The 22944-nt window shown below is 65.1% G+C and carries 26 protein-coding genes; 11 read left to right on the plus strand and 15 right to left on the minus strand.

The window, feature by feature from the left end; all coding sequences use genetic code 11:
- Positions 1 to 172: 172 nt before the first annotated feature.
- On the minus strand, positions 173 to 295 hold the full coding sequence (locus GDR74_RS18530; RefSeq protein ID WP_281349019.1) for a hypothetical protein: 123 nt from the start codon (positions 293 to 295) through the stop codon (positions 173 to 175).
- A gap of 475 nt (positions 296 to 770) precedes the next feature.
- Between GDR74_RS18530 and GDR74_RS12290 the strand changes: the two genes are divergently transcribed.
- The 4 genes from GDR74_RS12290 to GDR74_RS12305 all read left to right on the plus strand — a co-directional run bounded on the left by GDR74_RS12290 (position 771) and on the right by GDR74_RS12305 (position 2017).
- Positions 771 to 980: a cold-shock protein gene (locus GDR74_RS12290; protein WP_152587753.1), complete on the plus strand. Its 210-nt coding sequence runs from the start codon at positions 771 to 773 to the stop codon at positions 978 to 980.
- Between the two features lie 145 nt (positions 981 to 1125).
- Complete coding sequence (locus tag GDR74_RS12295; protein WP_152586573.1) at positions 1126 to 1335, plus strand: hypothetical protein; 210 nt, start codon at positions 1126 to 1128, stop codon at positions 1333 to 1335.
- Complete coding sequence (locus tag GDR74_RS12300; protein ID WP_152586574.1) at positions 1332 to 1625, plus strand: hypothetical protein; 294 nt, start codon at positions 1332 to 1334, stop codon at positions 1623 to 1625. The genes GDR74_RS12295 and GDR74_RS12300 overlap by 4 nt, the downstream gene beginning before the upstream one ends.
- 86 nt (positions 1626 to 1711) lie before the next feature.
- Positions 1712 to 2017: a hypothetical protein gene (locus GDR74_RS12305; RefSeq protein WP_152586575.1), complete on the plus strand. Its 306-nt coding sequence runs from the start codon at positions 1712 to 1714 to the stop codon at positions 2015 to 2017.
- Between the two features lie 429 nt (positions 2018 to 2446).
- Here GDR74_RS12305 and GDR74_RS18535 read toward each other — a convergent pair whose 3' ends face one another.
- From GDR74_RS18535 to GDR74_RS12315, 3 genes are all read right to left on the minus strand, one after another.
- Positions 2447 to 2572, minus strand: coding sequence for a hypothetical protein (locus GDR74_RS18535; RefSeq protein WP_281349020.1), 126 nt, complete (start codon positions 2570 to 2572; stop codon positions 2447 to 2449).
- 114 nt (positions 2573 to 2686) lie between these two features.
- A complete protein-coding gene (locus GDR74_RS12310) occupies positions 2687 to 3433 on the minus strand; it encodes a Crp/Fnr family transcriptional regulator (RefSeq protein WP_246179404.1) in 747 nt (248 codons plus the stop codon).
- 347 nt (positions 3434 to 3780) lie between these two features.
- Positions 3781 to 4041: a hypothetical protein gene (locus tag GDR74_RS12315; protein ID WP_152586576.1), complete on the minus strand. Its 261-nt coding sequence runs from the start codon at positions 4039 to 4041 to the stop codon at positions 3781 to 3783.
- Positions 4042 to 4212: 171 nt separating this feature from the next.
- On the opposite strand from GDR74_RS12315, the gene GDR74_RS12320 reads away from it, so the two are divergent.
- A complete protein-coding gene (locus tag GDR74_RS12320; RefSeq protein ID WP_152586577.1) occupies positions 4213 to 4725 on the plus strand; it encodes a response regulator in 513 nt (170 codons plus the stop codon).
- 191 nt (positions 4726 to 4916) lie between these two features.
- Here the strand turns inward: GDR74_RS12320 and GDR74_RS12325 are convergent, their stop codons facing one another.
- A complete protein-coding gene (locus GDR74_RS12325; protein ID WP_246179405.1) occupies positions 4917 to 6062 on the minus strand; it encodes an RHE_PE00001 family protein in 1146 nt (381 codons plus the stop codon).
- 406 nt (positions 6063 to 6468) lie between these two features.
- On the opposite strand from GDR74_RS12325, the gene GDR74_RS12330 reads away from it, so the two are divergent.
- Both GDR74_RS12330 and GDR74_RS12335 read left to right on the plus strand, forming a co-directional pair.
- Positions 6469 to 7395 (plus strand): recombinase family protein, encoded by a 927-nt coding sequence (locus GDR74_RS12330; RefSeq protein WP_152586578.1) that lies wholly within the window; start codon positions 6469 to 6471, stop codon positions 7393 to 7395.
- A 78-nt stretch (positions 7396 to 7473) separates the two neighbouring features.
- On the plus strand, positions 7474 to 8496 hold the full coding sequence (locus GDR74_RS12335; RefSeq protein WP_152586579.1) for a sensor domain-containing diguanylate cyclase: 1023 nt from the start codon (positions 7474 to 7476) through the stop codon (positions 8494 to 8496).
- Between the two features lie 21 nt (positions 8497 to 8517).
- Here GDR74_RS12335 and GDR74_RS12340 read toward each other — a convergent pair whose 3' ends face one another.
- The 7 genes from GDR74_RS12340 to GDR74_RS12370 all read right to left on the minus strand — a co-directional run bounded on the left by GDR74_RS12340 (position 8518) and on the right by GDR74_RS12370 (position 16352).
- The gene (locus GDR74_RS12340; protein ID WP_152586580.1) at positions 8518 to 8715 is read right to left on the minus strand and encodes a hypothetical protein; all 198 of its coding nucleotides are present in this window, start codon (positions 8713 to 8715) and stop codon (positions 8518 to 8520) included.
- A 25-nt stretch (positions 8716 to 8740) separates the two neighbouring features.
- The gene (locus GDR74_RS12345; RefSeq protein WP_152586581.1) at positions 8741 to 9223 is read right to left on the minus strand and encodes a hypothetical protein; all 483 of its coding nucleotides are present in this window, start codon (positions 9221 to 9223) and stop codon (positions 8741 to 8743) included.
- A 2-nt stretch (positions 9224 to 9225) separates the two neighbouring features.
- Positions 9226 to 11682: a site-specific integrase gene (locus tag GDR74_RS12350; protein ID WP_152586582.1), complete on the minus strand. Its 2457-nt coding sequence runs from the start codon at positions 11680 to 11682 to the stop codon at positions 9226 to 9228.
- 1 nt (position 11683) lies between these two features.
- Positions 11684 to 13129 carry a hypothetical protein gene (locus GDR74_RS12355; RefSeq protein WP_152586583.1) on the minus strand — a complete coding sequence of 482 codons (1446 nt, stop codon included), beginning with the start codon at positions 13127 to 13129 and terminating at the stop codon, positions 11684 to 11686.
- Between the two features lie 625 nt (positions 13130 to 13754).
- Positions 13755 to 15032: an AMP-binding protein gene (locus tag GDR74_RS12360; protein WP_246179408.1), complete on the minus strand. Its 1278-nt coding sequence runs from the start codon at positions 15030 to 15032 to the stop codon at positions 13755 to 13757.
- 31 nt (positions 15033 to 15063) lie between these two features.
- Entirely contained in the window at positions 15064 to 15570 is a 507-nt protein-coding gene (gene gpt / locus GDR74_RS12365) for a xanthine phosphoribosyltransferase (RefSeq protein ID WP_152586584.1), read from the minus strand.
- A gap of 35 nt (positions 15571 to 15605) precedes the next feature.
- Entirely contained in the window at positions 15606 to 16352 is a 747-nt protein-coding gene (locus tag GDR74_RS12370; RefSeq protein ID WP_152586585.1) for a competence/damage-inducible protein A, read from the minus strand.
- 115 nt (positions 16353 to 16467) lie between these two features.
- On the opposite strand from GDR74_RS12370, the gene sfsA reads away from it, so the two are divergent.
- Positions 16468 to 17187, plus strand: a complete 720-nt coding sequence (gene sfsA, locus GDR74_RS12375) for a DNA/RNA nuclease SfsA (protein WP_152586586.1) — start codon at positions 16468 to 16470, stop codon at positions 17185 to 17187.
- 36 nt (positions 17188 to 17223) lie between these two features.
- Here sfsA and GDR74_RS12380 read toward each other — a convergent pair whose 3' ends face one another.
- Complete coding sequence (locus GDR74_RS12380; RefSeq protein WP_152586587.1) at positions 17224 to 18063, minus strand: FkbM family methyltransferase; 840 nt, start codon at positions 18061 to 18063, stop codon at positions 17224 to 17226.
- A 162-nt stretch (positions 18064 to 18225) separates the two neighbouring features.
- Between GDR74_RS12380 and map the strand changes: the two genes are divergently transcribed.
- Complete coding sequence (map, locus tag GDR74_RS12385) at positions 18226 to 19044, plus strand: type I methionyl aminopeptidase (protein ID WP_152586588.1); 819 nt, start codon at positions 18226 to 18228, stop codon at positions 19042 to 19044.
- A 96-nt stretch (positions 19045 to 19140) separates the two neighbouring features.
- Positions 19141 to 19827, plus strand: a complete 687-nt coding sequence (gene radC / locus GDR74_RS12390) for a RadC family protein (RefSeq protein WP_152586589.1) — start codon at positions 19141 to 19143, stop codon at positions 19825 to 19827.
- 279 nt (positions 19828 to 20106) lie between these two features.
- On the opposite strand, the gene GDR74_RS12395 is transcribed toward radC, so the two are convergent.
- Positions 20107 to 20703 (minus strand): exopolysaccharide biosynthesis protein, encoded by a 597-nt coding sequence (locus GDR74_RS12395; RefSeq protein ID WP_152586590.1) that lies wholly within the window; start codon positions 20701 to 20703, stop codon positions 20107 to 20109.
- 177 nt (positions 20704 to 20880) lie between these two features.
- Positions 20881 to 21150, minus strand: a complete 270-nt coding sequence (locus GDR74_RS12400) for an usg protein (RefSeq protein WP_152586591.1) — start codon at positions 21148 to 21150, stop codon at positions 20881 to 20883.
- Between the two features lie 261 nt (positions 21151 to 21411).
- Here GDR74_RS12400 and GDR74_RS12405 point away from each other — a divergent pair, with 261 nt between their 5' ends.
- Positions 21412 to 22869 (plus strand): patatin-like phospholipase family protein, encoded by a 1458-nt coding sequence (locus GDR74_RS12405; RefSeq protein ID WP_152586592.1) that lies wholly within the window; start codon positions 21412 to 21414, stop codon positions 22867 to 22869.
- Positions 22870 to 22944: the final 75 nt, after the last annotated feature.

Here is a 22944-nt window from a genome sequence, read left to right on the forward strand (position 1 = left end):
GGCTGGTTCGGACCAATATGTCACAGCAGAGTTGCGCGACCTGACCAAACGAGGCCGTCCCCGCCTCTCCGGGCCGGTCGTGTGCGGAAGTTTCCTGAAGCTTCACGTAACCAGTGATGGGCCGAGAGGCACAGGCCGTGATGCCAATCAGGTTGTGCGGCAAAGAGGCAAATCATTTGAGCACCTGCCCTCGCTCGATCTGACGTCGGATCAGCACCTCGCCGGTGGCGCTGATGCCGTGCACCTGGAAGATGGACTTGACGATATCCAGACCAATGGTGGTGACCGTGCCCATGGGCTGCTCCTGTGTCGCTGGCTACTCACAGCAGCCATGCTACCTCACCGCTGGGCGGGAGCCGTCCACAGCATCAAGACCTGACCTTCCTGCGCAAGATACGGGAAAGGCAGAAGCTGCTCGCGCGGCACGCAAATTCGCGCACAAGTACGACATCCATGATGAGGGACAGTATGTGGCTCAGCCCTGTGACGAATTCCCTTCGCTTTAGCGCATGCACAGGACGACCTTCCGCTCACTCACAGAGAAGTTTTGCCTGAATAAAAACTAGATATCCAAGGCACTTGTTATTATTAGCGTTTAGACCTATATAGTTCTTATCGGATTTTGGCCGGACAATCGGGTCGTTTCGCTTTTGGTATTTCCAGGCGCACGTTCGGACTTTCTTACCATTACATCGACGAACCGAGTTGAGGCCGTGCAGATGCACGTCTTCGCTCACGTGCATCTGCATCAATCGCGAAAGGTTACCCCAATGGTTATGGGCACTGTAAAATTCTACAATGACATGAAGGGCTTCGGCTTCATCCAGCCGAATGATGGCAGCAAGGACGTGTTCGTCCATGCCACCGCTCTTGAGCGCGCCGGCATGCGCGGCCTCGTCGAAGGCCAAAAGGTTGCCTTCGACACGGCGGAAGACCGCCGCTCCGGCAAGATCGCCGTCAACAACATCGAGATGGCCTAATCTCTGATGATGGGCACAGGATACAAACCTGCGCCGCTAAGCCTTGAAGCCGCTCCCATCTGGGAGCGGCTTTTTCGTTCGTACCGGCTATCAGCCAGCAGCGGTTACCCCCTGCCCCACAACAGCTACGCTTCAGGAGGGATGAATGTCCCATAAGTATCAGGTTCATCAGTTGGTCCGCATCACCCATCCGCGGATCTGGGACAAGCGCGCAAGTGCAAGCGGCATCTACGAGGTGACGCGTCTCATGCCGGCAGATCAGACCGGTGAAGTCTCGTATCGCATCAAGTCGTCCGGCTTTGGTGAGCGCGCCGTGCGCGAAAGCGAGATCTCGGCCAAGGCGTCAGTCATTTGACCGATGGTGAGGCCTTCTTCCACGGATCACAGATCTACGATCCTGTCGCGGTGCTTCGCCGGGACGATGAGATCCTGTACGTCGCGCGCGTCGGCATGAAGGCCTCACGACAGTTTATGATCCTCACGCCATCAGGCGAGCCAGCGTGGCCGCACGAGCCGCTCGGCAGCCTCTCCGACGTTGCCTGGGCGCTTCGAGCACATACGTGGCACCTCGTGACGCCCGAGCCTATGGGCGGGAGTGCTCAGCAAGCCAAGACGCTGGCGCGGCTGCTCACGGAGCGAACCTGACGATGACCGGTGCGGAGGTGAATGCATGGATTAGATCCCATCGCTCGCAACAGTTCCGCCTCTCAACCCGCAGAAGGAGACTCACCATGGTTGATCAACCAACCAATCTTGATGCGCATCGCGGCATGGCGGCTCAGAAAGCCACCGACCTGCGTCGTCTGCGATCCGAGGTCGAAGCCGACCAGGCAGCCCTCCACGCAAGACAGGCGGAACTCGAAGATCTGCTTGCGGCAGCACCCGCCACCGACTGGCCGGAGGCTGTCGAGAAGGCGCGCTATCTGCTGGGTCTGCTTGCGCGGAATTTGGACGCAGCCGATCTGCGTCGCCGCAGGCTCATCGACCGGGTGCTGGCCGATTTCGATCATCTGCTCGACAAGCCACCCCACGACTGAGCCGATTATTCCCAAATCCTGACTGACAACGGAGACAATCGATGGCCAGAGGCGAAAAGCGCGGCAACCGCGAAGCAAAGAAGCCGAAGCAGGAAAAGCCCAAGAACCCGATTCCGGCCTCTCCCTTCGTGAGCCAAGGCAAGGGCAACGTTCCGCCTAAACCATCCGGCGGCAAGCGGGCATCGTAGCTGGGCCGCAACGGGAGCGAAACCTATTGAGGCTTCCTCCAAGACCTGCTGACATCCTTCAAGGATGAGCCGAAGAGCGGGTGAGTGCCTTCCAACGCGACGGCGGCTCGTTCATCGCTGCAGTCGAGGCAACCCGCATGCCCATGGTGGCCACCGACCCCACGATTGTCCAAAACGGCGGACCACGAGATGAACTCGGCCGGTAGGTCTGTGCGCCAAAGCGAATTCGAGCGGAAGCCGCTTACTGCCCCCTTGTGAGGCGCTGCGCCATCCAATCCTTGGCCATGTCCAGGTTGGAGAAGATCGGATGGCTGATCCCGTCCAGCCGGCCAAAGCCTGCCTCCAGGTACCACTGCCCCGCAGCCACCTGTTCTCATCCACGAGATGGGTCAGCACCGCCACCAGCCGCTGCTCCTCGTCAAAGACCAGCGTGCCGTCCTCGTCGAACCCCGTCGCTACGCGGATGGGCTGAAAGTGAGGCTCATGCGGCGGCCTGATCGCTCTCCAGGTGCAGGTAGGTCGGGTCGAACTCGCCCATCTGCTTCAACCTGTCCCAGTCAGGAATGTTCAGACGGTCACCGCTCAGCTCGATCAGTCCCTCAGCTCGCATCTGCTGAAGCACCCGGTTGACGTGAACCGTGGTGAAGCCGAGCGCATCGGCGAACTCGCCCTGGGTGATCGGCAGGTCGCAGGCATGGTCCTCGACGAGGTCCACCGCTCTGAGGCGCACCACCAGCTCGCACAGCACATGGGCCATGCGGCTGATGCCTTCGCGCCGCCCGACGTTCAACACCCATTCCCGGAAGATCGACGCATCGATCAGGGTCTCACGCCAGAAGGCGGCTGCGATGCGGGGATGGCGGATACAGAGGTCCCACAGGGTCTCATGGGTGATGAACCCCACCCGGCACTGGCTGATGGTGCTGATGCTGTTGTCCAGCACCTTCAGGTGCAGGCTCTGCAGGTCGGGAATGTCGCCGGGCAGGTTGAAGGAGACGATCTGGCGCTTGCCTTGCGCTGTCATCTTGTAGGTGCAGGCGAAGCCGCTGAGGATCAGGCAGGACCGGGACGGACGGTCGCCCTCGCGCACCACATCCTGGTCGGCCTTGATCACCTGGACCTGCATCGGCAGGGTCTCAAGCGCCTGCCGCTCGTCATCGGTGAGCGTGAAGACGCTCTCCAGCTTGCGGATCATCGGATTGTAGTCAGGGTGAAACGATGAGGACACGATGGCACTCCCTCGGTTGCAGGCGGGAGCACGTCGTATCTCTCAGGTATCAGCGCCTAGGCTCGGTTGCTGACAATGAAGCCACTATGGCACACAAATGGATGCCCCTCACTGATTTATGTTATTATGCGGAAATAACTTTATCGTAATAACTTTATTTGCCAAAGCTTATCTATCGGCATGGCATTGATTTGCCGAATACCACTTGCACGACAGCAGACAAACTCATGTTTAGTCATGCCAAGAAAATTGGTATATCATGAGAACTTCTTCTCAGGGTGTCCGGCCACTTGGCACTGACCTTTCGCCCTCCCAACATGGAAGGCGAAGGCTTGCCCCACGACATCTCATTTCTTCCTATGCGCGTGCTCATCGATGGCTATGACACTGAAGGCCACCTTGTCCTTGCAGATAATCAGCTTGCCGCCGTGTTTGTCCGCCTTGACGGGACGCACCATGACCCGGAGCACAAGGGATGGTGGCACCTGGAAGCCGGGTTCGGCAAGTGCAACAGCCAGCACGCGCCCCTGTTCAAGACGCCCGAAGAGGCCGGAGCCTGGGTTGAGCCAATCCTGATGCGCAAGGCCGCGTAGGTCGCAAAAGCCCATGTCTGGAACTCCTCTTGGGCCGCGGCATGATTGCGCTATCCTGTAGCGGGATTGAGGAATATAACGGGTTCCAGCCGCCGGTTTTCTTCCGGCCGGATTTGGCTTAACGCCACCCAGCCCTGAGCGCCCCAGCACTCCTGTCTGAGTGCAGACGAGGGAAAAGGGTTGGCCATGAACACCAATCAAGACAGCCAGCAGCCGGTGGTCGTCCTCCTTGTGGAGGACGAGGCTCTCGTTCGCATGCTGGCTGCGGATGTGCTCCGGGAAGAAGGCAGCTTCAAAGTCATCGAGGTGGTCAATGCCGATGAAGCCCTGACGGTGCTTGAGGCAACAGCCGACGTTCGGGTCCTTGTGACCGATGTGGAAATGCCCGGCTCCCTGGATGGCTTCACCTTGGCCCGCGTGGTGAAGCAGGCATGGCCTCATATCGGGATTGTGGTGACGTCAGGCAGAATGGCACCTGGGCCGAAGGTGCTTCCCTCAGGCGCGCTGTTCATTGCCAAGCCTTACAGGCCAGCCGATTTAGTGGCCGCCGTGCGGACGGTGCTGCCGCCAGACCAGGCCGGGACACCTGCTGAAACTCCGGTCTCGGTGCTTCCCTCCGCGATCAAGATCAGCCAGCCCCACACCGGCATCGGTGTTGCGGGCGGCTTGGCACAGCCCCTGCCTGAGCCCGAGGAATAGACCGCAAGCGAACGCGGAGTTTCGCAGAGCGGGAATTGCAGAACCGTGGCAGACGCAAACTGTGTTGGAACAGCTAGAGTCAGCTCTGGGTCAATCTGAGCCGTTAAGCGTGGCCGTGTGGAAGTCTGCTTAGCAGCCGGTACCTGCCCTTGGCTCCGTGTCGGGGCAGGCTGCCTGCGGTGCGGCATTCCTTATACGATGCCCCACGCCCGATAACGTCGGCGTCCCGTAAGCTCCCTCGGTAGAGCACCGCCGAGCTGCGCCAACATCAGGTCGACCGCCTTCGGCGTGACCCCGATCAGCTTGGAGGCGATTGCCACCGACACGAGCGGCCGGGACAAGAATAGGTCGATCAGCTGCGGCAGGCGCGAGTTGCTGCGGCAGTCCTTCGCCCGGCGCATCATCGTCTCACGCGCCAGGATCAGCCGCTGCAGGTCCTTCTCGCCTTGGCTGACTGCCTCGTCGACGATCCGGGCGAAGGCCTCGACCTTCTCGACTCCCCCTTCCCCGCCCTGCAGCCGGTACCGTGAGGCCTTGTAGCCGGAGACGAGCGGCAGGAGGTGCGTGGTCAGCCCCCTCGCCCGCAGGATCGACCCGGCCATGATGAGGCCGAGCCAAGGCTGGCGCGGATACATGCCGAGCGCCGTCCAGGCGTCCCAGGTGATGGCGGCTGCCGCGATCGCAGGCCACTGCTCGGTGCGCTTCACCACATCAAGCCAGAGGTCCTCGTTCTCGGCCTCATCGATCTCCGGATCGTAGACCAGGTGCGAGCGACGCTTCGGAAGCGGCGTCTCGCCCGCGAGCGTCTTGCTGGTCCGGGCCAGGATCGCGTCGATCTCGGCGAAGTGGCCTGCCAGGGGATCCTCGTCGTCATGGTCTGGTTCATAGTCGGCCTGGGCCCCCATGCCCTTCCCTAGCGGTTTCGCGAGTCCGGAGGGGAGCGTTAATCCACGCAGGGCCGAGAGACCGTCTATCGACAGCGGCCAGGGAGCTTTGCGGGCGAGCGCCATGCGCCGGGCCCGAAGGGCGGCCGCTGCGCGGGTAAGCTCGTGAGTCGGGCTGCGCACGTCCATGCCCGCGTCATGGAGGACCACGTCTCCGATGTCGACGAAGTGGCCGTCCAGGATGAGGGCGCGGGTCGCCTCGACCATGTCGCAGCGGGACTGCCAGCCGGCCGCCAGGCCGGAAGCCGCCAGCCGCGCGTCCAGGTGCGTGACAGCAATCGAGGTCCGCTCCAGTTTTCCGGCCAGGGACCACGGCAGGTCCGGCAGGTCGTAGGTCTTCGGCACGAGCGGCGCGAAGTCCTCGTCGTCATAGCGCCCCCTGCTCTCGAACATGCCCCTGCCCCGGTCGACTAACCTGCTGATTTTCTGGGAATATAGCGTTCAAATTCGAAGCTAAGCAAGACTTTGCTACGCTGCGGCGTGCTGTTTCTCGACGCAAACTTGACGGCGGTGTCGCGCTGCCCCATATCAATGGAGCTCTGCACAAGCGGTCCTTCCCCGCGGATGTGGGGCGTACTGAGGGATCTCCCCTCTTAGCCAACTGCCGAACAGGCGGTTTTCCCCCGCGAACGCGGGGATTTCAAAGGCTCCAGGCTCCGGCCAGGGGCCTTTTGCTTTTCCGGCATCCCGTCATGGCTTGGGGGCCGCACAGGGTTTCAATCGGGTTTCCAACTGGCCAGTTGCTCATCCCTGGGGCAAGTGTACAAAGGGAGCAAAGCAGCCTCCCGGAGCCCCGCCCATGGCCCCTTCCGCCCCGAAAGCCCGCCTCATCGGTTACGCCCGTGTCTCCACGGAGGACCAGGCGCACGACGCCCAGCTCGACGAGCTGCGTGCGGCCGGCTGCGAGGTGATCCACCAGGAGCACGGCTCGGGCGCGAGCAGGGCCCGCCCCGTCCTGGCGCGGCTCATCCGCGACATCAAGCCGGGCGAGGTCCTGGTCGTGGTGCGCCTGGACCGCCTAGCGCGCTCCGTCAGTCACCTCCTCGAGGTGATCGAGACGCTGGAAGCCAAGAAGGCGCATTTCCGGTCCCTACGCGACCCAATCGATACCTCGACGCCGCAAGGCATGTTCTCCCTGCAGGTGCTCGGCGCGGTAGCGCAGCTCGAACGCTCGCTGATCGCGGAGCGCACCAAGGCCGGGATCGCAGCCGCCAAGGCACGCGGCCGCCTGCCCGGCAACCCCGGCATGCGCGAGCGCCGGCCGGAGGCCATCCGCAAGATCGCCCTCGCCCGCGAGAAGGTCTACGTCGACCACCTCGTCGCCACCTCGGACCAGTGGATGCCGACGGTGCGGCGGATGCGGCCGCACCATCCCTGGGAGGACGTGGTGCACGCCCTCAAGGCCTCTGGCCAGTCATGGACGGTGGACCGGCTGCGGCGCGCGGTAGGCAAGATGGTGTCCCAACACATGGCCGACCCTGCCCTGCTCAAGCCCGCCTCCCGCAAGGGCCCGCAGCACCGCCTCATGAGCCTCGTGGCCGGCATCGCCATGGCCGATCCGAGGCTCTCCCTCCGCGATATTGCAGCGCAGCTGGAGCGCATGCACGAGCGGACCCCTCGCGGCGGCCGCCAGTGGTCGGCATCGTCGGTGAAGAAGCAGCTTGACCTGGCGAGGAAGCACGGGCTTGCGCCACCCTCCTCCGTGGAGCCCCTCGCCCCTGCATAAATCCAGGATCTAGGATTCGCTGCCGCTCTGGAATACCAAGGTCGCTTCGCTTGGGGCCAGTTCTCGGGAGGACTTTGGATGTTCGTCGTACCCCCGCCGCCGGCCAACGAGGCCGCGCGGCTCGAGTTTCTTTTCTCCTGCGGGATCCTGGACACGCCCAAGGACGAGCGCTTCGACCGGCTGACGCGCCTTGCCGCCCGGTTCTACGGCGCAGATGTCGCCTTCCTCGGCTTCGTCGACGATCGGTACCAATGGATGAAGTCAGCGACCTCCGATGGTGTTGCCCCCTGGATCGAGCGGGACAAGAGCGTGTGCCAGATCATGATCGCGACCGGTCGACCGCTCGTTTTCGGCGACATGCAGTCGGACCCTCGGCTCGAAGGACACCCGATCGTCCCTCACCTTCCGTTCCGCTTCTACGCCGGGGTTCCGCTGTTGACGGAGGACGGCGCGGCGGTGGCCTCACTCTGTGTGCTCAAGCGGGAGGCGCAGGATCCCTCAGCGGTCGACCTTGAGCCTCTTAGCGATCTCGCGGCCATCGCTATGGACGAGCTGGAGCTGTTCCGGCGCAACCGCGAGCTCGCCCGCCTCGCCGAGACTTGTCCGCTGACGGGCCTCGCAAACCGGCGAGGCTTCGACGCGGCGCTGGACCGGGCGGTCCGCCGGGCCCGGCGGACACGAGCACACCTTTCCCTGCTGCTTCTCGACTTGGACCATTTCAAGCGCCTCAACGACACGCTCGGGCATCAGGCGGGCGATGAGGCGCTGCGCCGCTTCGGCACTATCCTCGGCGCGGCGGCACGCCGGCCAGACGACGTCGCCGCCCGTTACGGCGGCGAGGAGTTCGCGCTGATCCTGCCCGACACCGATGCGGCCGGAGCCGTCGAGGTCGCTGGCATGGTCCGACAGGCGCTCGTGAGCGCGGCGATCCCCCACCCGGACGGAATCGGAGGGCTAGTGACTGCCAGCATAGGCATTGCCACTGCGTCACCTGATGCCCTGCCCGATCCGGATACTCTCCTCTCCCAAGCGGACGCAGCGCTGTACCGGGCCAAGCACTCCGGCCGCGACTGCTATTGCGTGAGCGACTGCACGTCCTGACACGACCGCCCGGCGCTTGGATCACTGCGGTCGAGGATCAGATACTTGACCTTGTCCTAAGGTCATGAGGCATGCACCGACTAAGGCTATGAGCGCTTCGTCGAAACTGCCGAGATGCTGCTCTATCTCGCCATAAAACACCTTCTGTTTCGGCGCCTCACCCGCAAAGGTGAGTGATCGTTGCTCGCCAATCTCTTTGATCAGACCTTTCAGCGGCACCGCCGCTACGCCGTCAATCCTGAACTTATCGATGGGACTTGGACGACGTCGCTGCGACAGGCGGCGGGACCGGTAATTTATGGGCCCTCGCCAGATCCTCTAGGAGAACGATCCGGCGCTCACGCTGGTCGAGGAGGCCGATCAAGGATGCGTTCTGGGCCCGAAGGGCATCGTTCTCGCGCCGCAGGACCGCCAGCGCGGCCTCCAGGTCGCCCAGCCGCCCGCGCTTGGACTTCCTCAACCGCAGCTCGATGTTTCGTAGCGCCTGTTGGTACCGTTCGGTGAGATCCGGATACTTCCCTACGTTCGGCCGGTCGATCAGGGGGTCGGACCACTGGGCGAGAGTTCCGTCAGGCCCTCCCCAACGACGCAGCGCCGCATGAGTCTTGGGAATTTCGCTGCCCTCCGGCACCCCTTCTGCCGCCCAACCTTCCAGGATCTCGACCTTGGCCCGGAACGCCTCCAGGACCCGGCGCTGTTTCTCCTCAGGTGACTCGCTCCTGCTCATGGTCACCCCCGGTGCTTTCCCTGCACGGCCGCCTTCGCGGCGGCGACCTTCGCCTTGAGCGATTCGAGCTTGGCCTTCGCCGCCACGCGGCTGGGCTCCGTGGGCGCCTTCTTGGCGGCGGCAGCGATCCGGTCGACCCTGCGGTTGATAACCGTCACGTTCTCGCCGAACGCGACGCAATGGCGGCATGCGAGGCAATCCTCGGTCGATGCGAAGGCATAGTCCGGCCGATAGTCGCCGTCCGGCCCGCTCTCCCCGGCTTTGTTGCGGAGGCAGACGGCGTCCGCCAGGTCGGACGGGTCGCCGGGCCGGCAGCCGCAATGGGCGTGCCGACCCGGATGCGGCTCGATGTACCTGTTGGGAGCTACGTCGCGCAGCAGCCGGATCAGCGCCTCGCGTTCCCGGTCCGGCGAGAGGTTCGACTGGCCGCTGATCATCACGGTGCGGCGCGCGCTCTCGACCAGCCTCTCCAACTCGTCGTAGAGCGCCGCCGCGCCGAGGCCGATGGGGCTCTCGGCCCCGTCGTACATGTCCAAAGCGCGCTCGACGAACGCGTCCTGCCGCACGTTTTCGTGCTCGCGCGCCTGCTCCTCAAGGCTGGCCAGCGCCGCCCGGGCCGACGTGAGGACGGCGTCCTGCCCTGGCTGTTCCATCTCCTCCGCGACTTTTACCCGCGCGTCGATCACCTCCCGCAGCCGGGTCAGCGCACCAGGGATCGCCTCCGTGATGTACCGCCGGGTCATCTCGGGATCGAAATGCCGGAGGAAGCGGCTCAACGCGTCGAGGGATGAGAAGCGGTTTCCGTGGTAATAATACACGGAGAACGCGCGGCGCAGCTGGTGCGGTGCGAACTTCCAGGCGACACCGTCCTTCGGCCTGCTCGCCCCGACGACCTCCGCGAAGTCGTTCAGCGTGAAGCGGAGGGCGGTCTCGATATAGTCGCGACCTTGATTATCATCGCTGACCTGCGCCAGCGAGGGCCTGTGGATCTTCACGAGCCAATTCTTGCCGGTGCGTTCCCGCGCTGACTGGCTGAGTTCCTCCAGGACCCGAACGGCCACGGCCACCATGGCAGGGACGGGGATCTGCTCGATGTCGCGGATCGTCTTCTCGATGTAGCTCGACAGCCACCAGTTTCCGAACGGGTCCTTCGCGGTGCAGCCAGCCTGGAGGCTGCGCAGCTCGTCCCGCCGCCGTGCCGAAAGCCCGCCGATCAGGACCAGGCACGCGGTGATCAAATGGCCGAGCGCCTCCTCCAGCATCATCCCATCGGCATAAACCGGATTGGTGTACCCTGCTCGCCGCCATTGCGGCACGAGACGCGGCACGCCTGGGCGGCTAGGAGGAAGGTGTTCGTTGATGATGCCCTCGACAGCCCGCCTGAACACCGCCGTGCTGTTCGCTCTGCGGACCTTGCCCTGCCTATCGCGCACGTCGCGCGCAAGCTTGCAGATCGTCAGGATGGGACCCGAGAAATCCAGGACCCACCGGGCTGCGCCATCGAGCAGGGCGAGCCATTGCTCAGGTCCCGGTGTGCCGGTCCTGCCGTCCCTGGCACCAAGGTCGCTCCCGATCTGTCTGGCTCGCGCTGTTAGGCTGACGTTTGCGAACGGATCGAACCCGAGCGGATCGTGGGAGAGCAGGCCGATCTCTGACAGGTAAGCCAACTTGTTCCACGTGATCAGTATGGCCGTCGCCGTTGCGACGGCAAGCTGCGGCATCCTGGAAGAAGCATCGCTACAGTCGTCCTGCTGGGCAGGTCGTGGACCCCTGACTTGAGGATAATACAGCTCCGGATTGGAGCGCATGATCACGGCCGTGAGACGCTCATGCATCCAAGGCGAGATTATCATTTGTCGGGGTATGCCGAGCTTCGCAGCCACCGCGTCGAAGTCGATTTTTTCTCTGTCCTGATGCAGGTAAGTCGGCCAGGACCACTCCCCATTTTGAAGTTGCGCCTCAAGCCGACGGAGCCGGTCTTCCATTGGCACGAGGGCCACCACCCCCTGTCGCAGACGATCACAGTAGTCCTCGAACAGCGATAGTGTGATCTGTCGCATCTCGGTGAGACCCAGTGCCAAACGCCAGCGGATGATCCAGAATAGGTGCCGCAGCTTGCCTGCGAGCGTCCTGGCGGTGTCCACGGACATGTACTGCCCGCGCATCATCTCGATCGCCAGGATCTTCGCCGTAAGGAGATCACGTGCAAGAGGCTCGTCGGTGAGGAGAACACCATCAAAGTCCAGCGGCTGGGCGAAATCCAAGGGAATGTCCGGGTTCAGGACCTTGTCGGGATCTGCGCTCCTGATGATCCAGTAGTTGTGGCGCAGGTCGGTCGCGTCCGCTGTGCACTCCTCGTCCGAGGTCACATTGGGCTTGGTTGCGACCAGCCATTTCGGGCGGCCGTAGCTCTGCTGGAGTACCCGATCATGGTCGGCAAGACAGAATCCGCTGGCCATATCAATCCTCCAGGCTAGGCAAAGCGATCTGCTGGGCTCTCAGCGCCAAGGAAGCTCGGCGCGCGGCGCGCCAGTACCGCGGCCCGAGATGCTTGCGGAACAGTTCCCGGCCGATGGCCTTCACCAGCGCAAGGAGCGGGAGGAATTCGAGCCGAAAGCGCGCCCGGTTCGGATAGTGCGCCTGCATTTCCCGCAGCTTCCGGTGGATTAGGTAGAGTTCGCCGAGGCGTTCGTCGTCCGGCTCGAAGCGCAGTGCGGGAGTAGCCGGTCCGATAGCGTCGGGGATCTCGTCGAGGAGCCCGAGGGCAGCCGTGATGCCCGCCTTGTCGGCCGTGCGGCGCAAGCGCACGAGCTCCGACGCTGGCTTGTCGAGCTGCAGGGCAACCTGCTCCTGATCAAGCTCGCGGACGACGACTGCCTCCATCGCGTCCTGGAACTGCCGGATGCTGGCGTCAAGTTCAGCGTTCACGGGCGGCGTATTCAGGTAGTGCGGCATGAGCACCGATGAACTGGTATGCCCTGCCGCCACCCTGACAGCATCGATCGATCCGGTTTCCTGTCGCCGTAGGATCAGATATGTTTTGCGAATGGCCTTGAAGTTGAAGCCGGGACGCGCGAGCACCGAGCCTTTGGGATAGATCGCAGGAGGCATCGCCCACGTGTCGGACGCATATGTCCGCGGCTGCTTGTTGCCATTGATGAAGATCCAGAAGCAGTCCCCGAAAAGGCTCTTCGAATAACGTCCGAATTCGGCTCTAAGCGCATCAGCCATTCGCATGTAGCGGTCCAAAATTGCTGCCGCCGTAGGCGTAGTCCCGTCACTTGCTGTCTCAAGGCAAGCATAACCGTCGAACTGGCGAGCGGGATCGCAGGCCTCCGTCGTACGGTTCCAATTCTCAAGAGCAACGGAAAGCCGTCCTCCATCAAGGACGTCGACTTCGCCGAGATAAGCCAGCACGTGGTGTCCAGCCCGCCGTTTGAAGCTCTCGATGAAAGATCGCTGAGCGATATAGGAGCTTTCGGCCGAGCGGAAGACAAATGGGTTCTGTTCGAGGTCGCGGGCTGGTTGAAGGTTCCAGCCGGTGTCACAAAGGAGCACGCCGAAAGCGCCGATCATCCCGGGTGCCAACGGGCCAAAGCAGCCGCGATAGGTCAGATCAATCGCAGCACCCTGGTCCCAAATGCCTGCTGTGCTGAAATTTCCGGCTCTCAGCCAGAGTGCCGGGTCGCGCGGCAGAATCGTCTCGGCAAGCCTTCGGGAGAGACTAAAGGTGCCGGCCTCACGCACAACTCCCCGGTAAACCATCAGCCCACGACGAAGGGCATCGCGGGCTGACGCGTCCCCGCCTTCGGATGCCGGATCCCCGCGAAGAAGGCTTTGACCAAGGTTGAACAGTTGTTCGTGATAAAGGAACATCGAAACGAACGCCGAACGTACCAGTTCCATGGCGCGACGCTCTCGCTCGTAGCCCTCATACCCTTCCAACTCAGGCCAGTCGGCTGCACCCAAGCTGGGATACTGGCCCCAAGCAGGCGCTCCCACCCTAATCCATTTGCGGCTGAAACCCTCGGGCACCCCTCGGGACCCTTGGTCCCTCAGGGTCTCAAGAGCATACCGGACGTAGTGTGCACGGTGCTTCCGAGTGCCTTTTGCGAGGTGGCTCTCCTCGGAGGCTAGAAACCCGTCACGCCACTGATTGAGGACATCAACGAAAGCCCTTTCATGCGACATCCCGTCAGGAAACAAGCTCCGGACATCCTCATCCGAGCCGCTGGCCAGACAAAGACGAATTTTATCAGCCAGACTGTCCTGAGCGGATCCCGCAAGCCATTCGAGAAAAGGGACGATCCCATAGCGCATTTCGTACGGCATTCGGGAGACCGCTTGGACCAACTCTGGGCCGTACCGGTCTTGCCACTGCACTGACACGTCCGTCATATCGGCCATAGCATTTCCTCCTGCAGTTGCGAGGGGAAAAGCCGCGTGTCGTCGAGGCGCCTTCCTTCGCAGAAGGAAGCGTGACAGCCGAAAAAGCCTACGTCAACTAGGCACTTAGGCTTCCTTCGGTATTCTAAATATGTGCAAAGGCCTTGGCGAAGCGCTTGGCCCGGCCGAGGATGCTCACGAGGCCGTCCGGCGCGACGGAGACGATGTCGCCCATGTCGTGCCATCCGTCCTTCGGCGGCAGGACCGCCCCCGAGCCGTCCGGGTCGAGGTAGCCCTTCATGACGTTGGGCCCCTGCACGAACAGCCGCCCGCCCTCGTGAATGCCCTCCACGGGTTCGAGGCGCCATTCGATGCTGGGCAGGAACCGGCCGACGGTTCCGGGGCGGTTGCTGTCGGGCAGGTTCACCGCCACCACGGGCGAGCATTCCGTCGCCCCGTAGCCTTCGAGGATCGTCGTGCCGACCCGGCTCCAGAGCGCGCGCGTCTCGTCCTTCACCCGCTCGGCCCCGGCGATGACGTAGCGCACGCTCGCCAGGTCGCCCTCGCCTGCCGCGCGAGCATAGCCCTGGAGGAACGTGTCGGTCGCGAGCAGGATCGTCGCCCGCGTTCCCGCCACGAGCTTCGGCACCTGCCGGTAGTGCAGCGGGCTCGGATAGAGCACCGACTTCATGCCGTTGAGAACGGCGGTCAGGAGGCCCGCCGTCAGGCCGAAGGAATGGAAGATCGGCAGCGGGTTGAAGAAGACGTCCTCCGCCGTCAGCACGTCGCCCGCATGGGCCTTCACCTGGTAGGCGTTGGCGACGAGATTGGCGTTCGACAGCACGACGCCCTTGGGCTTTCCCTCCGAGCCGGAGGTGAACAGCACCACGGCGGGATCGTCGGGCTCCACGCCGGACGCGGCATGGATCCGCCGCGCGAACAGGCTCTCGATCAGCGCCCTGAGCTTGTCGAAGCTCGTGATCGTCCCGCGGACATCCTCCAGGTAGAGGATCCGGCGCCCCTCCCCGAGCCTTGCGAGCTCGTCGTCGAGCTTGCCCTGCTCGATGAACCGGCGGGAAGTGACGATCGTCCGGATCCGGCCGACCTCGCAGGCGGCGAGGAGGTTCCGCGTGCCGGCCGTGAAATTGAGGAAGGCGGGCACCCGGCCGAAGGCGTTGAGCCCGAACAGCGTGACCGCGATGGCCTGCACGTTCGGCAGGAGCACGCCGACGGTCTCGCCCTTCCCGGCGGCTCCGGCGAGCTTGCGGCCGAGCAGCAGGGCGGCGAGGACGAGGCGGCCGAAGGTGACAGGCTGACGCTCCAGGTCCTCCAGGGCGACCTTGTCGCCGCCGAAGCGGTCCCGGGCGTCGACGAGGGCGGAGAACAGGCTCTTTCGCGTCGATGCGATGTCGAACTCGGCCATGGCCCTTCCTCCTCCGCTCGGCCCTGTCGGATCAGCCGGCCGAGCCTTCGCGGATCGGCGCCTGATAGGCGAGGCCCATGTCCCAGGGGAAGTAGATCCAGGTGTCCTGGCTCACCTCCGTCACGAAGGTCTCGACCATGGGCCGGCCCGCGGGTTTGGCGTACACGGTGGCGAAATGCGCGTTCGGCAGCATATCGCGCACGATCTTGGCGGTCTTGCCCGTGTCGGTCAGGTCGTCGACCACGAGGACGCCCCGGCCGGAACCGTCGCCGATGGCCTTGATCGAGGGGGCGATGTCCTTGAGGACCCGCAGCTCGCCCTGGTTCTTGTAGTCATGGTAGCTCGCGATGCAGACGCTCTCGATGAGCCGCACGTCGAGCTCGCGGGCGACGATGGCCGCGGGAACGAGGCCGCCGCGGGTGATGCAGACGATGGCTTCGAAGGGGCCTGCGGACGCGAGGCGCCAGGCCAGGGCGCGGGCGTCGCGATGAAACTGGTCCCAGGAGACGGGGAAGGCTTTGGGGGAGGTCGGGGACATCGGCTCACTCTTGAGGCTTGAAGGTTGAAGCGGGATCAAAGGGGATTTCGGTCGCCCCTGAGGCGGCCGAGCAGTTCGCGGATCGCGTGGACGGTCGCATCGACCGCCGCGGCGTCCTTGCCCCGCACCACGATCTGGTTGCGGAAGCCGCTCGCGGAAAAGGACGGATAGGACCCGATGGAGACGCGCCCCTCCGCCGCGGCGATGGCGGCGAGGCCTTCGGCGTAATGACCTTCCGCCAGGCCCTCCGCCTCGACGATCCGGGAGATCATCCTGTCCCCGGTCTCGAGGGTAGGCCCGATGGCGTCGAGCATGACCTGCATGATGGCCGGCACCCCGGCCATGACGAAGACGTTGCCGATCCGGAAGCCCGGAGCCTTGGAGATGGGGTTGTCGATGAGATCGGCCCCGTCGGGGATGCGCGCCATGCGCATGCGCGCCTCGTTCAGCTCGTGTGGCGGGTAGCGCTCCTGGAGCATCGCCACCGCCCGGGGATCGTGGCGGATGCCGACGCCGAACGCCTTCGCCACGGCGTCCGCCGTGATGTCGTCGTGGGTCGGGCCGATGCCGCCCGTGGTGAAGAGATAGGTGTAGCGGCTGCGCAGCGCGTTCACCGCCGCGACGATCTCCTCCTCCTCGTCGGGGACGATGCGCACCTCGCGCAGGTCGATGCCGATGCCGGTGAGGTACTCGGCCACGTAGCCGATGTTCTTGTCCTTCGTGCGCCCCGAGAGGATCTCGTCGCCGATGATGAGGAGAGCGGCGGTGACGGAAGCGGCCATGAGCAAGGTCCTTTTGAGGGCGTTTAGCGCCGGATGCGGCATTTCTCAAGCAAGGCGGCGGTGGACGGCCGGGGTTCTCCCCTGTAGGGAGGCCCTTTCCCTGCTGCGGACCGCCATGCGCTTTCCCGAACCCCTCATCGAAGGACGCCTTGTCGAGCGCTACAAGCGCTTCCTCGCCGACGTGACGCTCGCGGACGGCGAGCGCGTCACGGCGCATTGCGCCAATCCGGGAGCCATGCTGGGCCTGAAGGAGCCCGGATCCCGGGTTCTCCTGTCCCGGGCCTCGAACCCGAAGCGCAAGCTCGCCTACAACTGGGAATTCGTGGAGGTGGCGGCCGGGGGCGGGCCGGCCCAGCTCGTCGGCATCAACACCTCCCGCCCCAACCTCCTGGTGGCGGAGGCCCTGCGCGACAAGAGGCTCGCCCCCTTCGCGGGGTACGACCGCGTGCGGCCGGAGGTGAAATACGGCCGGAACAGCCGCATCGACTTCCTCCTGGAGAAGGACGGCGCACCGCCCTGCTATCTGGAGGTCAAGAACTGCCACCTCATGCGCGAGGCGGACTTCGCCGAGTTCCCGGACTGCGTGGCGGCGCGCAGCGCCAAGCACCTCTACGAGCTTGCCGACATGGTCGCCTCCGGAGCCCGCGCCGCCCTGGTCTACGTGATCCAGATGCGCGCCTCCCGCTTCGACGTGGCGCGGGACATCGACCCCGCCTACGACAGGGCCTTCCGCCATGCCCTCGCCGCGGGGGTCGAGTCCTACGCCTATGTCTGCCGGATCACGCCCGAGGAGATCGCCATCGACCGCCCGGTGGAGATCGTGACGCCGCGCTGACGGCGCGGTCCGCCGGCTCTTCCCAGGCTGCGCCTCTCAGGCGGCCGGGGGCGCGCCGCGCTCGAAGACGAGATTCATGCGGGTCTGGAGGACCGGCCGGTAGCCCTTGGAGGCGAGGAGCGCCGGCAGGTCGATCTGCCAGCGGTCGCGGCCGTCCTCGATGATGAACAGGGACGGGTAGAGGGACGCCGGCGCGTCGCGGAAGAACGGGTCGAGGATCAGGTCCTCGGCCCCCTCCACGTCGAGCTTCATGGCGTCCACATGAGTGAAGCCCTCCCGGGCGAGCAGGTCGAGCAGGGTCACGGCCGGAACGCGGATGGCGTCCGTCTGGCTCGAACTGACGATCTTCACGCTGGACTCGCCCCGGTTGTTGGGATCCAGGAAGAGCGTCAGCTCCCCGGTCTTGTCGGCCACGGCGCAGGCCACGGCCTTGACGGTGCCGAAGGGGTTCTGGCGGATGTTGTAGGCGAGCCGGTCGAAGACCTCCGGCTGCGGCTCGACCGCCAGGATCCGGGCCTTGGAGCCGGCCCGGGCTGCGACGAAAAGCGCATACCAGCCGACATTCGAGCCCACGTCCACGAAGGTGAACCCCTCCCGGATGCGGGAGGCGAGGAACGCGAGCTCCGCCGGGTCGAAGTACTGCGGGGTGAAGAGAATCCGCTTCTCGCAGACGTTGTTGTAGGGGTGCAGGCGCATCCTCACGCCGAAGGTCTCGACGTCCACCGGCGCGCCCTTCAGGGACCGCAGCACGAGGTGGCGCAGCATGAGGGCGATGCGGCGCGTGGCCCAGCGGTGCGGCAGGCGCCGGGTCCCGGCGATGGCGAGGCTGGCCAGACCGGAGGGCGCGTAGGCGCCATAGGGGCGTGGATCGTTCATGTCGTCCCAAAGCTCGTCGCGGCCGGAGGACCGGCCGGAAATCATGCCGAAAAGTCGGGGTGGTCATGACACCCTCGGGCGTCAATCGCAAGCGCGCGGCTCTCCTCAGCTTGCGTCGCACGCGCCAATCCTTACATTCGGGACACGATCCAGGAACAGCGAATGAACGAGACCGACACCACCGAACGCAGGCGGGCCGCCGAGATCCCGCTCCACGGCCCGGAGGCTTTCGAGGCGATGCGGCGCGCCGGGCGCCTGGCGGCCGAGGCCCTGGACATGCTGGTCGACAAGGTCAGGCCCGGCGTCTCCACGGACGCCCTCGACAAGCTGTCCTTCGAGTTCATCCGCGACCACGGCGCCTACCCGGCGTGCCTGCATTACCGCGGCTATACCAAGACCATCTGCACCTCGATCAACCACGTCGTCTGCCACGGCATTCCGAACGAGAAGCCCCTGCGCGACGGCGACATCGTCAACATCGACATGACCGTCATCCTCGACGGCTGGCACGGCGATTCGAGCCGCATGTTCTATGTGGGCGACGTGCCCCGCCGGGCCCAGCGCCTGTGCGAGATCACCTACGAGGCCATGATGCGCGGCATCGCCGCCGTGCGCCCGGGCGCGACCACCAACGACATCGGGGCCGCGATCCAGTCCTATGCGGAATCCGAGCGGTGCTCCGTGGTGCGGGACTTCTGCGGCCACGGCCTCGGCCGGGTGTTCCACGATTCGCCCACCATTCTCCATTACGTGGAGCCGGCCTACAACGTGGAATTGAAGCCCGGGATGCTGTTCACGATCGAGCCGATGATCAACCTCGGCCGTCCCCAGGTGAAGGTCCTCTCCGACGGCTGGACCGCCGTCACGCGGGACCGGTCCCTCTCCGCCCAGTTCGAGCACACGGTCGGCGTGACCGAGACCGGGGTCGAGATCTTCACCCTTTCGCCCAAGGGCTACGACAAGCCGCCCTACAACGTCTGAGCCCGCCCTCGCCGCTGCGCTTGACCGGCCGCGCCATCCCGCTTTTAACGTAACAGAGTTTCGATTGGATTCTGTCACGCGAGGCGAGCGGACGGCATGAGCGAGGACAGCCCTCCCCATTATCACGGCCACCGGGACCGGCTGCGCGTCCGGTTCTCGGAGGTCGGGGGCGACGTCCTGCCGGACTACGAGCTCCTGGAGCTGGTCCTGTTCCGCTCCATTCCCCGCCGGGACGTGAAGCCCATCGCCAAAGAGCTCCTGAAGCGCTTCGGCACCTTCGCCGAGGTGCTCGCCGCCGCCCCCGCCCGGCTGATGGAGGTGGACGGGATCGGCGAGAACGTGGTCACCGATCTCAAGATCGTGGAGGCTGCCGCCCGCCGGCTGGCCAAGGGCGAGGTCGCGAAGCGGCCGGTGCTGTCCTCGTGGGCCTCGGTGATCGACTATTGCCGCACCGCCATGGCCTTCATGGACAAGGAGCAGTTCCGCCTCCTCTTCCTCGACAAGCGCAACGCCCTGATCGCCGACGAGGTGCAGCAGTCCGGCACCGTGGACCACACGCCGGTCTACCCGCGCGAGGTGATCAAGCGCGCCCTCGAACTCTCCGCCTCGGCCCTGATCCTGGTCCACAACCACCCCAGCGGGGACCCGACCCCCTCCGCCGCAGACATCAGGATGACCCGCGAGATCATCGACGTGGCGAAACCCCTCGGCATCGTGGTCCACGATCACATCATCGTGGGGCGCGAGGGCCATGCCAGCTTGAAAGGGCTGAAGCTGATCTGACGTTCCCTGTCGCGGGACAGCTCTCCACCGTCATTCCGGGGCGCACCGGAGCTGCGAGCCCGGAATCCATAGCGACCGGGAGCCATCGGGGCGGCAGACCGGAAAGCCATGAGGGCGGCTGCGCTCAATCCTGAGCAAGTCGGTGTCTATGGGTTCCGCTGTCGCGGCCCCAATCGAAAAGGAACAACGAATGCGCCACGCTTCGGACATGGATCGGAAGACCCTCGTCGGAGCATGTGTCGTCGTCGGCGCCGCGCCGATCCTCGGATCGGCGGCAGACTAAAACAGCGTCTCGAGCCCCGAGAAGACCGCGTAGATGAAGCCGAGGCTCAGGGTCAGGCCGAAAGCGCCGACGACGAGGCCGCAGACCACCACCACCCCGTCCCGCTCCACGAGGCCCAGGCCCACGAGGCAGACGGCGAGGCCCATGGGGATCTGGCCGACGAAGGGGGGCGCGAAGAGGAGCCCGAAGGCCATCACCAGGATGACGAGCCCCATCAGCCGCATGGCGAACGGCGTGTCGAGGAAGGTCATGCGCGGGCGGGAGAAGCGCTCCAGACGGCGGAAGATCGGCAGCGCCCGGCCGACCGCCCGCTCCACGTCGACGGCGGCGATGGAGCGGTTGAGGAGCGTGTTCGGCAGCCAGGGCGTCGGGCGTCCGAACACGATCTGCACGGCGACCAGCGCCAGCAGGAGGCCGCAGACGAGCGGAATCGGCGGCGGCATGGGCAGGCAGTTCGGCAGCGCCAGCAGCACGATGAGGAGCGCGAAGGCGCGGTCCTGCAGCACGCCCATGATGTCGCGGACGGTGAGACGCTCGCCCGGCTGGGAGGCCAGGGCGGACAGGACCTGTGAGGTACGCGCGTTGGAGAACAAGGAGCCCCGGCAGGTTCGAGGATGCTCAAGACACGCCTCTCTACCCGAGATGGCCCCTGGGGCCAAGGGGCCAAAGGCCTAGAGACCAGGGGCCGGGGACCGAGAGGCCGGGGTCGACGGGCGGCGCTTTCCGTGCCCCGCGGCCGGCGCGGAGCGTCCTGAAGACAGGGGAGCGCGTCAATGGATGCTGATCTCCCCGTCGACGGCCCGGAACTCGGCGGGCCGGATCAGGCGGGCGTGGCTGACCGTCACGGAGTAGAGAGGTCCGGCCAGTTCCCGCTGCCAGAAATCCAGGAACTCGTGCAGGATCGGGAACTGGGGCGCCAGATCGTATTCCTGCCAGACATAGGTCTGGAGCAGGTGGGGATGGTCCGGCAGGCGGTACAGAATGCTGGCCGTCGTCAGGCCGTAACCTTCGAGCTGGCAGATGAAATCCCTGGAGACCATGCGAACTCCTTACCTCGACGTTGCCCAAAGTCCGCCGGAAGCCGCGCCTCCGGCTAGGGCGGACGCGAAGCCCCGACTGAAACCATCAAAGCCCGGACGAGCTTGGGAGTTCCGCCCCCGGTCCGCGGGGCGGCTTGTCGCATCCGCGGAGTTGTTCACATCCCGCGCCTGCGCCCTGTCGTAAAGTCAGGTCGCCTATTGTGCCTCTCACCCCGCCATCGTATTCCGTTGCAAAACGGCGATCGGGGCGGGGACGGGACGATGAACCGGGGTTTGTGGCGGCGCTGGCTGGCGGCGGGCGTCTTGGCGATGGCGGTGTCCGCCTGTGCCGGGGGCGTCATCAACACGCCGATCAACGGCCCCATCGCCAGCGTGGCGGACCAGGGCGGATGGCCGCTGGGTCCCGACCAGTTCGGATCGACCGTCGTCGGCGTCGCCTTCTCCGGCGGCGGCATGCGAGCCTCGGCCTTTTCCTATGGCGTCCTGAACGAACTCGACCGCTACGTGGTGGCGACCGACCGCGGCCCGCAGCGGATGACCGACATGATCGGCCTGGTCTCCGGCGTGTCCGGCGGCTCGGTGACGGCGGCCTATTTCGGCCTCAAGGGCCGGGACGGACTGCCCACCTTCCGGTCCCGCTTCCTGGAGCAGAACGCCGAGCAGGGCTTCGACACCGACGTCTCGCTCGGCAACGTCCTGCGGATCATCAACGACGGGGGCGTCAACGACCGGTCCAAGTTCCCGAAATGGCTCGACGACAATCTGTTCGACGGGGCGACCTATGCGGACCTCTTCGCCCGCAAGCGGCCCCTGGTGTGGATCGCCGCCTCCGACATCTACAGCCGGGTGCCGTTCGTCTTCGAGCCCGTGACCTTCAACGTCCTGTGCAGCGACCTGAACAAGGTGCGCCTGTCCGAGGCGGTGGCGGCCTCGGCCGCGGTGCCGGGGCTGTTCGTCCCGCTCAACGTCGAGAACTTCGGCTCGTCCTGCGGCGGCCACGTTCCCCAGTTCTACCAGCGCGGGGCGACGGACCCGACGGCTCCGGCAACCCTCAAGGCCAGCGCCGCGGCGCTCATCCGCTACCGGAGCGATCCGGAACGCTTCCGCTACGTGAAGCTCCTCGACGGCGGCCTCACGGACAATTTCGGCATCCACTCCCTCGCGGTCGCGCGCACCAACCGCGACCGGCCCTACATGCCGATGACCGCCGAGCAGGCGGTGCGGGTGAAGCGCTTCCTGTTCCTCGTCGTTGATGCCGGCCGCGGTCCTGCCGGCGACTGGCCGAAGAACCTCGCCTCCCCGACGGGCATGGAGCTCGCCGGCATCGTCACCGACGTCGCCATCGATTCCGGCGTCTACAAGGGCTACGACTACTTCACGACCATCATGAACGGCTGGCAGGCCGACCTGAAGCGCTGGCGCTGCTCCCTTTCCGACGACGAGGTGCTCAAGCTTCGCGGCACCCTGGAGGGCTGGCGGTGCGCCGACGTGACCTTCACCGTCGGCCGCGTCTCCTCCGAGGATGCCGGGCCCGAACTGCGCGCCGCCATGGACAAGGTGCCGACCCGCTTCAAGCTCGACCCCACGACCCTGGACACGGTGATCGAGACCGGCCGGCTCGCCCTGCGCAACAACGCGGTCTTCCGCCGCTTCCTGCGGAACGTGCCACAGCGGACCCTGACCGTGGCCATGGAGGAGACGGCGCCGCCGTCCCGTTGAGACGAAAGGCCCCGCTTGACCGGGGGCGGACCGGGCCCGAGTTTCAGCCTCCGGGCCGGCCGCCACCCGCGCCTC

Source organism: Microvirga thermotolerans (genome assembly GCF_009363855.1).
Classification (GTDB): Bacteria; Pseudomonadota; Alphaproteobacteria; order Rhizobiales; family Beijerinckiaceae; genus Microvirga; species Microvirga thermotolerans.

Bases quoted from the DNA above. Each gene is read 5' to 3' on its own strand.
- GDR74_RS12325 (WP_246179405.1), bottom strand. From the start codon at position 6,062: ATGTTCGAGAGCAGGGGGCGCTATGACGACGAGGACTTCGCGCCGCTC.
- GDR74_RS12400 (WP_152586591.1), bottom strand. From the start codon at position 21,150: ATGGTCTCCAGGGATTTCATCTGCCAGCTCGAAGGTTACGGCCTGACG.
- GDR74_RS12355 (WP_152586583.1), bottom strand. From the start codon at position 13,129: ATGGAACTGGTACGTTCGGCGTTCGTTTCGATGTTCCTTTATCACGAA.
- GDR74_RS12290 (WP_152587753.1), top strand. From the start codon at position 771: ATGGTTATGGGCACTGTAAAATTCTACAATGACATGAAGGGCTTCGGC.
- radC (WP_152586589.1), top strand. From the start codon at position 19,141: ATGAGCGAGGACAGCCCTCCCCATTATCACGGCCACCGGGACCGGCTG.
- GDR74_RS12320 (WP_152586577.1), top strand. From the start codon at position 4,213: ATGAACACCAATCAAGACAGCCAGCAGCCGGTGGTCGTCCTCCTTGTG.
- sfsA (WP_152586586.1), top strand. From the start codon at position 16,468: ATGCGCTTTCCCGAACCCCTCATCGAAGGACGCCTTGTCGAGCGCTAC.
- GDR74_RS12350 (WP_152586582.1), bottom strand. From the start codon at position 11,682: ATGGCCAGCGGATTCTGTCTTGCCGACCATGATCGGGTACTCCAGCAG.
- GDR74_RS12405 (WP_152586592.1), top strand. From the start codon at position 21,412: ATGAACCGGGGTTTGTGGCGGCGCTGGCTGGCGGCGGGCGTCTTGGCG.
- map (WP_152586588.1), top strand. From the start codon at position 18,226: ATGAACGAGACCGACACCACCGAACGCAGGCGGGCCGCCGAGATCCCG.
- GDR74_RS12380 (WP_152586587.1), bottom strand. From the start codon at position 18,063: ATGAACGATCCACGCCCCTATGGCGCCTACGCGCCCTCCGGTCTGGCC.
- gpt (WP_152586584.1), bottom strand. From the start codon at position 15,570: ATGTCCCCGACCTCCCCCAAAGCCTTCCCCGTCTCCTGGGACCAGTTT.
- GDR74_RS12335 (WP_152586579.1), top strand. From the start codon at position 7,474: ATGTTCGTCGTACCCCCGCCGCCGGCCAACGAGGCCGCGCGGCTCGAG.
- GDR74_RS18530 (WP_281349019.1), bottom strand. From the start codon at position 295: ATGGGCACGGTCACCACCATTGGTCTGGATATCGTCAAGTCCATCTTC.
- GDR74_RS12315 (WP_152586576.1), bottom strand. From the start codon at position 4,041: ATGGGCTTTTGCGACCTACGCGGCCTTGCGCATCAGGATTGGCTCAAC.
- GDR74_RS12305 (WP_152586575.1), top strand. From the start codon at position 1,712: ATGGTTGATCAACCAACCAATCTTGATGCGCATCGCGGCATGGCGGCT.
- GDR74_RS12370 (WP_152586585.1), bottom strand. From the start codon at position 16,352: ATGGCCGCTTCCGTCACCGCCGCTCTCCTCATCATCGGCGACGAGATC.
- GDR74_RS12330 (WP_152586578.1), top strand. From the start codon at position 6,469: ATGGCCCCTTCCGCCCCGAAAGCCCGCCTCATCGGTTACGCCCGTGTC.
- GDR74_RS12295 (WP_152586573.1), top strand. From the start codon at position 1,126: ATGTCCCATAAGTATCAGGTTCATCAGTTGGTCCGCATCACCCATCCG.
- GDR74_RS12360 (WP_246179408.1), bottom strand. From the start codon at position 15,032: ATGGCCGAGTTCGACATCGCATCGACGCGAAAGAGCCTGTTCTCCGCC.
- GDR74_RS12345 (WP_152586581.1), bottom strand. From the start codon at position 9,223: ATGAGCAGGAGCGAGTCACCTGAGGAGAAACAGCGCCGGGTCCTGGAG.